At 47.9% G+C, this 13,740-nt stretch carries 12 protein-coding genes; all 12 read right to left on the reverse strand.

The features are described from left to right. Positions 1 to 13 precede the first annotated feature (13 nt). The gene (locus EOO49_RS03645) at positions 14 to 1,282 is read right to left on the reverse strand and encodes a beta-ketoacyl synthase (RefSeq protein WP_290842842.1); all 1,269 of its coding nucleotides are present in this window, start codon (positions 1,280 to 1,282) and stop codon (positions 14 to 16) included. Beyond that, entirely contained in the window at positions 1,279 to 1,716 is a 438-nt protein-coding gene (locus EOO49_RS03650; RefSeq protein ID WP_290843553.1) for a hydroxymyristoyl-ACP dehydratase, read from the reverse strand. The genes EOO49_RS03645 and EOO49_RS03650 overlap by 4 nt, the downstream gene beginning before the upstream one ends. Further along, positions 1,716 to 2,501 carry an SDR family oxidoreductase gene (locus EOO49_RS03655; protein WP_366927231.1) on the reverse strand — a complete coding sequence of 262 codons (786 nt, stop codon included), beginning with the start codon at positions 2,499 to 2,501 and terminating at the stop codon, positions 1,716 to 1,718. The genes EOO49_RS03650 and EOO49_RS03655 overlap by 1 nt, the downstream gene beginning before the upstream one ends. Continuing rightward, positions 2,501 to 3,553 carry a 3-oxoacyl-[acyl-carrier-protein] synthase III C-terminal domain-containing protein gene (locus tag EOO49_RS03660; protein ID WP_290842844.1) on the reverse strand — a complete coding sequence of 351 codons (1,053 nt, stop codon included), beginning with the start codon at positions 3,551 to 3,553 and terminating at the stop codon, positions 2,501 to 2,503. Before EOO49_RS03660 ends, EOO49_RS03655 begins: the two co-directional genes overlap by 1 nt. Further along, a complete protein-coding gene (locus tag EOO49_RS03665) occupies positions 3,550 to 4,269 on the reverse strand; it encodes a methyltransferase domain-containing protein (RefSeq protein ID WP_290842846.1) in 720 nt (239 codons plus the stop codon). The genes EOO49_RS03660 and EOO49_RS03665 overlap by 4 nt, the downstream gene beginning before the upstream one ends. Next, positions 4,266 to 5,393 (reverse strand): NAD(P)/FAD-dependent oxidoreductase, encoded by a 1,128-nt coding sequence (locus EOO49_RS03670; RefSeq protein ID WP_290842848.1) that lies wholly within the window; start codon positions 5,391 to 5,393, stop codon positions 4,266 to 4,268. The genes EOO49_RS03665 and EOO49_RS03670 overlap by 4 nt, the downstream gene beginning before the upstream one ends. Before the next feature lie 211 nt (positions 5,394 to 5,604). Further along, positions 5,605 to 7,551, reverse strand: a complete 1,947-nt coding sequence (gene acs / locus EOO49_RS03675) for an acetate--CoA ligase (RefSeq protein ID WP_290842850.1) — start codon at positions 7,549 to 7,551, stop codon at positions 5,605 to 5,607. Positions 7,552 to 8,214: 663 nt separating this feature from the next. After that, positions 8,215 to 10,119: an AMP-binding protein gene (locus EOO49_RS03680; RefSeq protein ID WP_290842852.1), complete on the reverse strand. Its 1,905-nt coding sequence runs from the start codon at positions 10,117 to 10,119 to the stop codon at positions 8,215 to 8,217. After that, positions 10,116 to 10,481: a response regulator gene (locus EOO49_RS03685; RefSeq protein ID WP_290842854.1), complete on the reverse strand. Its 366-nt coding sequence runs from the start codon at positions 10,479 to 10,481 to the stop codon at positions 10,116 to 10,118. Before EOO49_RS03685 ends, EOO49_RS03680 begins: the two co-directional genes overlap by 4 nt. Next, positions 10,478 to 13,177 carry an ATP-binding protein gene (locus EOO49_RS03690; RefSeq protein WP_290842855.1) on the reverse strand — a complete coding sequence of 900 codons (2,700 nt, stop codon included), beginning with the start codon at positions 13,175 to 13,177 and terminating at the stop codon, positions 10,478 to 10,480. Before EOO49_RS03690 ends, EOO49_RS03685 begins: the two co-directional genes overlap by 4 nt. After that, entirely contained in the window at positions 13,170 to 13,364 is a 195-nt protein-coding gene (locus EOO49_RS03695) for a hypothetical protein (RefSeq protein ID WP_290842856.1), read from the reverse strand. Before EOO49_RS03695 ends, EOO49_RS03690 begins: the two co-directional genes overlap by 8 nt. A gap of 153 nt (positions 13,365 to 13,517) precedes the next feature. Continuing rightward, positions 13,518 to 13,733, reverse strand: coding sequence for a DUF6814 family protein (locus EOO49_RS03700; RefSeq protein ID WP_290842857.1), 216 nt, complete (start codon positions 13,731 to 13,733; stop codon positions 13,518 to 13,520). Positions 13,734 to 13,740 lie beyond the last annotated feature (7 nt).

Here is a 13,740-nt window from a genome sequence, read left to right on the forward strand (position 1 = left end):
TTTGGGCGTTTGGTCAGTCAAATCGACCAAATATAACACATCCGTTCACATCGCCAAAACCGAAACTTGCCTTGGCTACATACTTGAGTTGTGTATCAACGATTTGGGTCGGAATTTTTTCTCCCGAGACGAGATTCGCGATTTCGGGGTGCAAATCGTCGCAGTTGCGGTTCGGAAACACGAATTGGTGTTTGATCTGCAAGACCGTGGCCACACTTTCTACGCTTCCCGAACCAGAAAGACAATGTCCGACGGTTGATTTCAACGAATTTATGTAAGGAAAATCGCTCCCGTTTCTGCCGAGTGCTTTTGTCCAATTCTCGATTTCGAGGCCGTCTTTCGAAGTCGCGGTCAAGTGTCCGTTGATCGCGTCAATGTCTTTGGCCTCGACATCAGCCGATTTCAAGGCTTCGGAAATACACCTTTGAACCGCGGCAGGATTCGGAGCCGTCATCGAACCCTCGCCTCTTTGCCCGCCCGAATTCACGTGCCCGCCAAGGATTTCGGCGTAAATCGTTGCGCCTCTCTCCAAAGCCGAATCGAGATCTTCGAGCAACAATGCGCCGGAACCAGCGCCAGGAACGAATCCGGAAGCCGTCGCGCTCATGGGTCGCGAAGCATTTTCGGGATCGTCATTCGATTTTGAATTGCAGACACGCATCGCATCGAAACCGCCCCAAATGTAAGGTCCGGAATCGCTTGTGCTGCCGGCGAGCATGCGTTTTGCCTGACCCGAGACGATTCTGTCGTAAGCTAAAAGAATGGCTTCGGCTCCCGTTGTGCAAGCCGACGAATTGGTCGTGACCATATTTCCGAGTGCGAGTTTTCCGCCCAGATAAGCTGTAATGCCGCTCGCCATCGTTTGAACGACCGCCGTGCTTCCCAACCTTCTCACATTTTTGTCGTCGATTTTGTATATAGCTTCGCGGAATTTTCCGAGTCCGGAAGTTCCGGCTCCGAAAATCGTTCCGCTGTCGAAATCGGCTTCGTCCGAATTTAGCGGCAAACCGGCGTCTTTCCACGCTTGCATTCCCGCGATTACGCCGTACATAATGCCGTCGGCGTCGAAATTTCTCAGTTCGAGCTCGGTAAAATACTGCGATTTGAGTTCATCCGATACTTGTGGTTTGGCCGAAATCTGGCAGGAAAAATTAAGGTCGGCCAATTGTTGGTCGAAACGAACCCCTGATCTCGCCGATTTTATGGCCTCGAGGAATTCCGGAATGTTGTTTCCGTTCGGGGCGCAAATTCCCAATCCTGTTATGACAACTCGTTTTTTCATGCTCTGGTTGTTATGAGGCCCGCAATCGTTCCACTGCAGACAATTTCGTCGGCTTGGTTGCGCATTTCGACCTCGCATTTGAGTTTGCCGAAACGGAAGTATTTTTTGGTGGAAGTCACCGTTACTTTCTCATTCGGGAAAACGGGTTTCAAAAATTCTATTTCGTTTGAAGTCAATGCAATTGCAGTTTCCGACTTCAATTCTTCATCCAACAGGAAAATGCCTAGACAGACCACTCCGATCTGCGCCATGCATTCCGTCAAAATCACGCCCGGCGTAACTGGATTTCCACGAAAATGACCTTTGTAGAAAGCGAGATTTTCGTCGAAAAAATAAGTGCCTTTTGCTCCGTTTTCATCTATCGACAGCAATTCGTCGACAAACAAAAACGGCTCGGAATACGGCAATTTCCTGAGTATTTCAGCTTTGGAGATCATTGCAGATGTTCGCCTCCATCGACCTGAATTGTCGTTCCGTTGATCCATTTGGCTTCGTCTTTTGCCATCAGATAAACCACGTTCGCCACGTCTTCGGGCGTCGTCAACCGCTTGAAAGGATTTCTGGAAATTGAATGTGTGACCAGATCGTCGCTTCCCGGAATTCTGCGCATCGCCGCCGTATCAGTCACGCCGGCTTGGATGCAGTTCGATTTGATTCCGCTTGACGCAAATTCCAGCGCAATACTTCTCGAGATTGCTTCCAATGCCGCTTTCGCTACAGAAACTGCCGCGTAATTCGACATCGGTTTTTGGCTGCCTTCGCTTGTGAATGCCAAGATTCGAGCATCATCTGCAAACAAATTGGCACTCGAAAGTAATTTTGTCCAGTCGTACAAACTGATCGCCATGGCGTCCAAAGTCGTTCGGAAATCATCTGGCGAAAGGCTGTTTTCTCCTGTCATCGGTTTGAGATTTCCCTTGGCAATGCTGTGCAAAAGTACTCGGACTTTTCCCTCGCCGATCGCCATTTTGAGTTTGGACAAAATTTCGATTTGTTTTTCCGAATTCATCGCATCGGCATTGAATTCGAGGAATTCGACTCCGGTTTTGCGTATTTCGTAAAAATTGGTTTCGACGATTTCGGCTTCGCTGCGCGGACTTCTGTAAATCGCGCAGATGTTCATGCCGTGTTCGGCCAATTTTCTGGCGGATGCGAATCCCAGACCGGAACTTGCGCCGAGTACGATCGCCCAATAGTTCTTGTCGGTAAAATCTGCCATCAGAATTTGAGCAAGACGCGTTGTGCCGAAAATCCCGGGCCGAAGCTCAACATGAGTCCGTACTGGCCTTTTTCGGGTTTTTCTTCTATGATTTCTTCCAACACATACAAAACCGTCGCGCTCGACATATTGCCGTAATTGCGCAGAATCGCTTTGGTCATGTCTATATTTTTTCCCAATCCGGCGAAAAGTTCTTCTACCGTCTGGATGATTTTCCGTCCGCCGGGATGGAAGATCAAATGGTCGACGTCTTTCATCTCAAGACCTTGTTTGGCCAAAAACGGATGCACGATTTTTGGAAAATGGGCCGCGATCGTATCGGGAACTTCGACGTCGAGCACCATTTGGAGCCCGCCGTTGGTGAGCTTGAAACCCATCATGTGCTCGTTGTCGTAAAAGTGGTACATTTCTTCCGAAATCACTTCCGGTCCTTCATCCGATTCGTCCGAAGAAAGCAACACACAAGCCGCTCCGTCACCAAAAATGGCAGCACTGACCACGTTCGGCATTGAATAATCGTCCAATTGGAAAGTCGACGTCGGGCTTTCCACAGCGATTACCGCAGCGCGTTTTCCGGGATTGGCCTTGAGGAAATTCTTGGCATAAATGATTCCCGAAACACCGGCCGCGCAACCCATTTCGGTAACGGGCAAACGCACGATGTCCTGTCGCAACCCGACGAGGTTTATCAGATACGCATCCAAAGAAGGAATCATGATCCCCGTGCAGCTTACCGTGATGATGAAATCGAGTGCCAACGGATCCCAAGCCGCTTTGAGCAAGGCTTTCCGAAGTACTTTTTCGCCTAAATCGATGACTTCTTTTGTGTAGATGTCATTTTTTTCCTCGAATGAAGTCGCCGTGAAAACGTCCATCGGTTCCATGATCGAATATCTTCGGTCAACGGCCGCTCCTTCGAAGATTTTCTTGACTTTTCTCACAAAACGATCGTCCTGACCGTCGAGCCAGCTGTCGACAAGTTCTACTATTTCGGACGTATCCTTACTATAATTGGGCAGCTCTTTGGCTACTGTCTTGATTTTTACACTCATGCGGTTTGTATGATCCATTGGTAGCGGAATGCCCATTTCCATCGGATGCTATAATTGTTGAAATTTAGTTTTTGCGAAAATTCGCGCAATTCCCCTTTTTTGAAGCCGCGAAGGATCGAGATCAACCCGTCGTTTTTGGGCATCGGGCCGAGTTGGAAAACGCAGCAGACGATCTGGAACAATCGGTAAGCCAAAGCCGATCGGTGAAGGTCGTTGATCACGATGCCTATTTTGGCCTGCCTGCGGAAAGTTTTTAGTATCGACTCGATCTCGGCATCTGAAAAATGATGCAAGGTAAGCGTGCTCACGATAATGTCGCATTCGAGTTGTGCGAAACGCTCGTCGAAAATATTTTGTACCGAGTAGGAAATATCGGGATAATGGCCGGAGATTTTTTCGGCGTACGCGATCGCATCTGCATTGGCGTCAATCCCGACTAGCGAGAATTTTCTTCCGTCCTCGCTCGCGAAATCAGCCAGATCCCGTAACATATCACCGCTTCCGCAACCAACGTCGACAATTTTTATGGTTTTGTGTTTCGGATATTTTTCCACCAACCGTTTCACGCCCGAAATCGTCAGGCTGTTTCCGCCGAGTCGACGGTTCAGGTTTGCAATTTTGTCAAGCGTGTCGCGCAACTGCTCGCCTTTCATGTCGAGATCGTCCATGATCTCGGGCAATTCGCTTCGATATGTCGTGTCTACAGTGAGGTTCATGCGGCTATTTTAATGGGTTTTCCGTGTGTCATTTTGATGATTTCGGGTAAAAGCGACGGAAAGAGTGATAGCGCTTGCAGCAAAAAATGCGAGATGGTTTTCTTTTGCAGCATCGAGGCCAGCAATCTTCCTGTCTTGAGACGCTTTTTGAAATGTACGTTCCAGACGTTGGAATAGTTTTGCTCGAATTTTTCCCTTGTCAGATTCTGTTCAAGGAAATCGATGACGCATTCCGATGCCAGTTTCGCGCTATGGATCGCCATCGCCATGCCGTTTCCGCACAAAGGATGGATCAGTCCGGCCGTATCGCCCATCATCAGGATATGATTCTCGATCGGCAATTTCTTTTCGAATGAAATCTGGCTGATGGTGATCGGATTGTCGAACAACGGGACGAAATTGTCAAGAAGTTCGCGCAAATGTGGGTTTTCACAAACAACTTGCGACTGGTATTCGGCAATGTTTTTATATTTCTTGAACGAGTCGAAATCGGCGAGATAGCAAACGTTCACGGCTCCGTTCTCGACTTTTGAAACGCCGCAATAGCCACCGTTGAAGTTGTGCAATCCGACGAGATCGTTTGGAAAATCTCCCGAATAATGCATCTTGACAGCTAGCCAAGGCGATTTTTGCCTGATGAAAGCGCGTTCGAGCTTTTGGTCGATATTGGACCGTTTCCCGAATGCGCCGAGCACGATTTTGGCCTGATGTTTTTGTCCGTCAGATAAATCAACCGAAAATTGATCGTTCGCGAATTGCACGTCCAAAACCGAATCCTGGATTACTTCGCAACCTTGTGAAATTGCGGCTTTGTACAGGAAATTGTCGAGTGCATATCGACTTATCCCGATTCCGCCCAGTGGCAATTCGCACCTGATTTCCTTTCCGTCGACGGTGGAAAATGCGGCTTTTTCAATAATAACCGGATTCAGTGGCGACAGATCGAGTCCGAGCCACTTCAAATACGGTAAAATCTCATTGGAAACGTATTCTCCACAAACTTTGTGTTTGGGATATTCCTGTTTTTCAATCAAAGTCACGTCCTTGCCCGAACGGCAAAGATGGATGGCAGCGGTAAGTCCCGCAAGACCGCCTCCGATAATAATGACTCGATTGTTTAGCATAGGCCGCAATTTAACAAATCAGGTTCGACCGTGTTTGTAAACGAGGATGATTTTATTACAGGATTTACACAAAGTTTTCCATGCAAATTTTTCTAACGGCATGTTAAAATAAGTTGAAGTTTTACGTCCAAAGTTAAAGACCGCGAATGAGTAAAATTTACGCTATTCGCGGCCTTTTCAAAAAGAGAGATTATTTTGCGTCAGACTAAAGCTACTCGATTTTTCCGTCCTTGATCTCATCGATGATTTCCGGATTCAAAAGCGTGCTTGTGTCGCCGAAATTACTGAAATCACCTTCCGCGATTTTTCGCAGGATGCGTCGCATGATCTTGCCTGACCGCGTCTTGGGAAGTCCCGACACGAATTGGATCTTGTCGAGTTTGGCGATTGGTCCGACCTGATCTGAGATGAGTTTGTTGATCTCGTTGCGAAGGTTTTTCTGGTCTCGCGTTTCCCCGTGTTCCTTCAAGATGATGTAACCATAAAGCGCATTTCCTTTGATATCGTGCGGGAAACCGACGATTGCGCTTTCTGCAACGGCTTGGTGTTCGTTGATCGCATCTTCGATTGGAGCCGTTCCGAGGTTGTGGCCCGAAACGATGATCACGTCATCGACACGTCCGGTAATCCGGTAATAGCCGACTTCATCGCGAAGCGCGCCATCGCCCGTAAAATACTTGCCGGGGAAAGTCGAGAAATACGTGTCTTTGTAGCGTTGGTGATCGCCCCAAATTGTTCTGGCGATCGACGGCCAAGGGAATTTGATGCACAAACTTCCCACAACCTGGTTGCCCTCGATCTCGTTTCGCTTTTCGTCCATCAACACGGGTTGGATTCCCGGCAATGGAAGTGTCGCGTAAGTAGGTTTTGTTGGGGTTACGAACGGAACAGGCGAAATCAGGATGCCACCCGTTTCGGTTTGCCACCAAGTGTCGACGAGCGGACAGCGCTTTCCTCCTACGTGATCGTTGTACCAATTCCAGGCTTCTTCGTTGATCGGTTCACCGACTGAGCCGATCACTTTCAAGGATTTCATGGGATGTCCCTGAACGAAGTCGATGCTTTCCTTGGCAAGCGAACGGATCGCCGTTGGAGCGGTGTAAAATTGGTTGACCTTATGTTTTTCGATGATGTCCCAAAATCGGCTGTAATTCGGATACGACGGAACGCCTTCGAAAATTACGGTGGTCGCGCCGTTCAAAAGCGGTCCGTACAAAATATAGGAATGGCCCGTAATCCAACCGATATCGGCCGTACACCAATAAACGTCGTTTTCTTCGTAGGCGAAAATATTCTTGAAAGTATAAGCGGTGTAAACCATGTAACCCGCCGTCGTGTGCAGCATTCCCTTTGGTTTTCCGGTCGAGCCGGATGTGTAAAGGATGAAAAGCGGATCTTCGGCGTCCATGATCTCGGCTACATTATTGTCCGATGCTTCGTCCAAAAGTGGTTGCAGCCACATGTCGCGTCCGTAAGTCATCGGAACTTCTTCGTTTGTGCGTTTTACTACAAGTACTTTGTGGACTGTCGGACAAGTGTGCAAGGCTTCGTCTATGATCGACTTGAGTTGGACGGTTTTGTCGCCTCTGAAACCTCCATCAGCGGTAATCACCAACGAACATTCGCAGTCGTTGACGCGCGCCGCCACGGCCGAAGCTGAAAATCCGGCGAAAACAACCGAATGGATCGCCCCGATTCTGGCGCAGGCCAAAACCGCCACGGCCAGTTCCGGGATCATCGGAAGGTAAATACACACGCGATCGCCTTTTTTGACGCCTTGTTCGCGCAATACGTTGGCCATTTTGCAGACGCGTTCGTGCAGTTCGTTGTACGTGATATGTTGGGTTTCCTCATCGGGATTGTTCGGTTCGAAAATGATTGCGGTTTTGTTGCCACGGCGCGCCAGATGTCGGTCGACGCAATTCTTGACGATATTGACTTTGGCGTTCACGAACCATTTGATGTCGGCTTCTGCCATGTCGAATTCCATGACCTTGTCCCACATTTGGTACCAGGTGAAGTTTTCCTCGGCGATCTTGCCCCAGAATTTACGAGGCTCGCGAATCGATTTGTTGTAGTGCTTGAAATACTGTTCGAGATTGGCAATCTTGTAATAACTCATGGTCTGTTTTTTTGATGCTTGATTTTTTACAGGCATTAATTTCCGTAAAGATAATTATATGGTGAATTTGTTGCGATGTACTTTTGCTAAAAAGGTATATATTTTTCAATTCGCGTATTGGGACATTATTGCGTCAACAAATGTTGCGTGAAAATGATGTCGAGATTGGTCAACTCTAAAAATTATACACATAATTCATTGATATATAATTTGTTGTGGATTAGGATGTAAACTGATTATTCAAGATTTTTTGGTAATTCTGGCCTCGAAATTTGATTTGGGTTGGATTTTTGGTTGCAATTTTGAATAACGCGTGGTTTTTTCCTACAGATTGGGGTACCCTGTCAGGGTTATAAACCCTGTCACCCTTCTAAACAGTGACAGGGTTGTCTTATTATTTGTTGACTCGGATTTTCAAACCTCGGAATCCGAAAGTGTAAAAAAAGGACAAACACCCGCTAATTTTCTAAGCCACGACCCACCAAAAGGAACCCCCTAAGCAGTTCAAAAATGTCAGAGCCGACAAAAAACAAATCACGAGCCTGAAGATTTTCGCCCGGATCTTCTCAACCAATCATACTTCCAAACAGTAAAACCAGTAATCGATCAGCGATCGGTTTAAGGCTTCTTCTTACAGTCGATATTCGCGAGATCAGGATTGTCGGCCAATCCGCCAGTCCAAAATCCGCAAATCGAAGATCAAAGTCCAATTCGGTTTTTTCCGACGCCTTGTTTGCGAAACTCATTGCGTATCTCGTCGATAATAACCGAATCGTCAATGGTGGAAGGCATCGTAAAACTGATGCCATCGGCAATATTGGAAATGACTTTACGCAAGATTTTACCCGAACGTGTTTTGGGCAAACGCTGCACGACAACCACATCTTTCAACGAAGCGACCGCCCCGATTTTGGCTCGCACCAATTCAATGATTTCGCGCTCCAGCCGATAACTTTCAATGTCTTGCCCCATTTTTATCACGACCAACGCCAACGGAATCTGTCCTTTGAGATCGTCGGCCATCCCAACGACGGCACATTCGGCCACCGATGCGTGAGAAGAAACGATTTCCTCCATATCGGCCGTACTGAGGCGATGTCCAGAGACGTTGATAAGATCGTCCACGCGGCCCGTAATCGTAATATAGTTTTCGGAGTCCTTGTAACCGCCGTCGCCCGCGAGATAAAATCCGGGAAACCGTTCAAAATAAGCCGATCTGAACCGCGCCTCGTTTTCCCAAAGTCCAAGCATGTTTCCCGGCGGAAGCGGCAGTTTTATCACCACCAAGCCTTCTTCCCCATTCGGCAATTCGTTTCCTTGCTCATCGAAGATCCGGATGTCGTAACCACAAACCGCTTTGCAGGCCGAACCTGGTTTGATCGGGAATTGCCCAAGTCCGACGGGATTCGCGATCATCGGCCAACCCGATTCGGTCTGCCACCAATGGTCGATCACGGGAATCGGGATGTGTTTTTGGTACCATTCCAGCGTATTGGCGTCGCAGCGTTCGCCGGCCAGGAACTGCACGCGAAGTCGGGACAGATCGTACTGTTTGATGAATTTGCCGTTCGGATCTTCTTTTTTGATGGCCCGGATGGCAGTCGGCGCGGTAAACATCGTATTGACGCCGTGTTCCGAAATCACTCTCCAAAACGTACTCGCGTCGGGCGTTCGCACCGGTTTACCTTCGAAAATGATGGTTTTGTTCCGATTGATCAGCGGCCCGTAAACGATATAACTATGACCGACGGCCCAACCCATATCGGACGCCGCCCAAAAAGTCTCCCCGGGTTTCGAATCGTAAATGTAGCGCATCGAAAACTGCATGGCGACGCAATATCCGCCGGTATCGCGCACGATTCCCTTGGGTTTTCCGGTCGTTCCGGACGTGTATAAAATGTAAAGCGGATGCGTGCTTTCTACCGGAATCCAATTCGCTTCCTCCGATCCGTAAACCAAGGCGTCATAATCGACATCATACTTTTTGAACGGAATTCTCGCTCCTAGTTTCCGATTCAAAACCACGACTTTTTTTGGTTTGTGGGTCGCGATCTCGATGGCTTCGTCGACCAACGGTTTGTAGGCGATCAAGCGATCGAACTCGATTCCGGACGATGCTGTCAGGATTCCGCGAGGTTTGCAGTCGTCTATCCTGATGGCGAGTTCGTTCGGGGCGAATCCGCCAAAAACGACCGAATGGATCACGCCGATTCTCGCGCAGGCCAACATGGCAAACATCGTCTGTGGAATCATCGGCATGTAGATTATGGCCGTGTCGCCTTTCCTGAAGCCTAGCGAAAGCAGTCCGCCGGCGAGTTTTGCCACTTCCGACTTTACTTCCGAAAAGGTAAAACGCTTCACGGTTTGCGTCACCGGAGAATCGTAAATCAACGCGATCTCGTCTCCGAATCCGTCTTCAATATGTTTGTCGAGGCACAAATAACAGGCGTTCAGTTCTGCGTCGGCAAACCATTTTCCGTAACCGTTTTCGTCCTTTTCCAAAATCGAATCCGGTTTTTTGTGCCACCTTATCGCTTCCGATTGTTCTTTCCAGAACCCTTCTGGTTCGGCTATACTTTTGCTGTAAAAATCTTCGTAGTTCATAGTCCGGACATTTCCGCCGCTTTTTCGACGAGTTTTTTTACCGAAAACGGCTTGGTCATATAAGCGTCGGCTCCAAGGGAAAGACCTTTTTCGATATCGGTTTGCTTGTTTTTGGCCGACAGGATCAAAATCTTGCAGTCGGACAGATTTTCCGTTTGCCTGACCTTTTCGATCACCGAATAGCCGTCGAGATTCGGCATCATGATATCGAGGATCAAAAGGTCGGGAATTTCCTGTTTGGCAATTTCGAGTGCCTCGCGCCCGTCTCGCGCTATGAAAACTTGGTATTGCTGCTTTCGGAACGTATATTCGAGCGACATGATAATGTTGGGTTCATCGTCTGCGATGAGGATTTTCTTCATTGGAATTGCTTTTTGATCGGGATCGTAAAAGTAAAGGTAACGCCTTTGGGCGAATGATTCTCGGCCCAGATCCGGCCTTTGTGCAGTTCGACGATCTGTTGTGAAATCGCCAGTCCAAGCCCGCTTCCTATCGGTTTTTTGATATTCTGGTCTGTCGATTGGTAGAATTTGTCGAATACGAAATCGAGGTCTTCCGGATTGATGTTGCGGCCGTTGTTGTAAACCGAAATGCGGATCTCGTCGGGTTGTTTTTCGAGAGAAACAGTGATCCTGCCGCGGGTTTGGTCGGCGAATTTTATGGCATTCGACAAAAGGTTCGTGATGACCTGGACGATCGTTTCCTCGTCAAACCAAACGATGGCGCGCGATTCCTTGGTGTAGAAATCGAATTCGATGTGCTGGAATTCGATTAACTTGAGCGGCATTTCAAGCGCCATTTTGAGCGTGTGCACCAAATCGCCTTCGCCCAACTCGATCTGTTTTTTGCCGGACTCGAACCTTTCCATATCGAGGATTTTGTCGATAAGCCTGTTTAGCCGATCGCTTTCGGTAATGATATTCTGAAGGAACTGCTTCTGGATCTCGCCGGGCATTTCACCGTCGTCGTGCAGGATTTCGCTCGCCGCACGAATCGCAGTGATAGGTGTTCGGAGTTCGTGCGTGACCGTATCGAGAAATTCGTCTTTTTGCCTGTCCTTAAAAATCAAGGATCGGTTGGCCGATTCCAGTTGTTCGGACAAGGTTTTGAGCTCGCGCGATTTGTCGAGAAGCTGACGGTTCGTGATCAGGTTTTGTTTTGATTCCTCGAGGATTTTCAAGACTTCGGGCAAGCTGATCTTGTCTTCCTTGGTCACGCCTTCGATGAGGATTTTCGCCGATGCCGTCCCGATGTGACCCGTCAGCAGATTCTCGGCAAACTTGATCATTCGCGCGTCGGCCATCGTCGCGTCCTGGTCGATTCCGTATTTGAGGTTGAAAATCCGGAAAGCTCTCTGGGTTTTGCTTTCGCCCAAAAACCGTATCAGCACTTTTTCGAGATCCTTGATATAAGCCGTTCCTCTCCAAACGAAAGCATTCTCGTGATTGCTGATGTAACGGTCGATATCGACGTACATTTCGGCATAATTGCGTTCGCGGTAATTGCCTTTGAAACTGACCGAAACGATCATGAAAGTCAACGTGTTCCCGAAAAGGCTCCAAAAAAGCGCGTGCGGAATCGGTTCGAGATAATCGAGTCCGAAAAGCTCGAACGGTTTGAGTAGTTTTAGGCCGAACAAGCCATCGGATACAAAACTGCTATCGGGCGCGATTCCGCCAAGCACGAACGGCAACATCAACGTGTAGAAACACAAGCCCATTCCGACGCCAAGTCCGGCGAGTGCGCCTTTCAGCGAACCGCGTTTCCAGAAAATCGCGCCGAAAAAGATCGGAGCCAGTTGGGCAATAATGCAAAACGAGATCATCCCTACCGAAACCAGCGAAAAGTCTGACATCAAATATCTGTAACAGATGTAAGCCAGGACGATGAGCGAGAAAATCCCAATCTGTCGGCTTCGGATAATGCGTTTGGTGTTGCGTTCCTTGTCGCCGCGAAAATTCCCGATAAATCCGTACGGAATCAGAAGATTGTTGCTCAACATCGTCGAGAGTGTGATCGAGGAAACGACTATCATCGAGATCGCGGCCGAAAATCCGCCAAGGAAAACCAAAACCGTCAACAGTTTCTGGTCGAACAATTTCGGGATCAGAAGCGCGTACATGTCGGCATTTTCGAGCTGGCTTTCGCCGAAGAGAATGTTTCCGCCCCAAGCGATCGGGAAAACGAAAATCGTGAAAAGCAACATATAGATCGGCAGCAGCCAACTTGCGGTTCTCACGTGTTTTTCCCTGTTGTTCTCGACGATTCCCATGTGGAATTGCCGCGGAAGCAAAAAAATCGCGAGAAAGGAAAGCATGATGTACCAAAACCAGTTCATCGCACCTTCGAGTCCGTGTATCGTATTTTTCTCGTGAAAGCCCGGAATTTTGGACGCCTTTTGGTAAATGTCGTCGAATCCGTCGAACACGAAAAAACTCACGTAAAGTCCCAGCATCAAAAAAAAGCAGAGTTTCAAGGCCGATTCGAGCGCGACTACGGCCACGATTCCTTTTCGTTTCTCGGTCGCATCCACGTAACGCGTTCCATAGAACATCGAAAACAGCGCCAAAACCAAGGCTACGTATGTCGAAGTGTCGAGGAAAATGTTCGGATTTGCGTTTTTTGGCGTCATCACGTAAAATGTCTCCGAAATCGCCTTGAGCTGCAATCCTACATAAGGCAAAATCGCCAGGATCGAGATCAAGGTCACTGCGGCTCCGAGAAACCGGCTGTTGGAATAGCGCAGGGAAATGAAATCGGCGATCGACGAAATCTTGTTCACTCTCGAAATCCGGATGATTTTGCGCAAAATGAACATCCAGGCCGGAAAAGCCACGACCGGCCCGAGATAAGTCGGAATATAGTTCAAACCGCTTTTGGCCGCCGTTCCGATGCTTCCGTAATACGTCCATGCCGTGCAGTAAACCGCAAGAGAAAGCGTATAAACATAGGGGTTGTTCACCCATTTCGAATTCGCTTTCTTTTCGGCCCATTGCGCTGCGAGAAACAGCAAACCCAAATAAGCGACGAGAATCAGCAGCAGTACAAAACTATTCATCGAAACGTTTGAAAATCAACAATGAAGCGATGGCCGAAAAAAGCCAGATCGAGAAAAAATACACGTAAATCACAGGGAATCCGAAAAATGCCCCGGAGGAATTGAAAAGCAACACCAACGGCAGGTTGAAAGCCAAAAGCAGCAGCAGACTTAGCAGTAATAGTTTTTGGATGTGGCGCTTCTTCATAATTGATAATTAATAATTATTAATTATTAATTAAAAGTGTAATATCGGATAAAACGATAGTGAACAATCGGCTTCGGAGCGATTGAGCTTTCGAACACCAACTATTCACTATCAAGCAATTATTAATTACTAATTATTAATTATTAATTGAAATCATTCCTTGTATTCGTCAGTCAGCGCATAGTAGCCGAAAGTGGCCAAACCAAAGCAGACGAGTGGCAACAAGATAAAGAAAATAATGATGCCGAAAACCAGGTCGTCCTGTTTTCCCGAAGACAGTTTGCCTCCGAAAATATCGATGCAATAATAGGCTGTGGCCGCCGCGAGTAAGATCCAAACGATCCCGAATATTTTTTTGATTGCGTTCATGATTTGA

Source organism: Flavobacterium sp. (genome assembly GCF_004295795.1).
Classification (GTDB): domain Bacteria; phylum Bacteroidota; class Bacteroidia; order Flavobacteriales; family Flavobacteriaceae; genus Flavobacterium.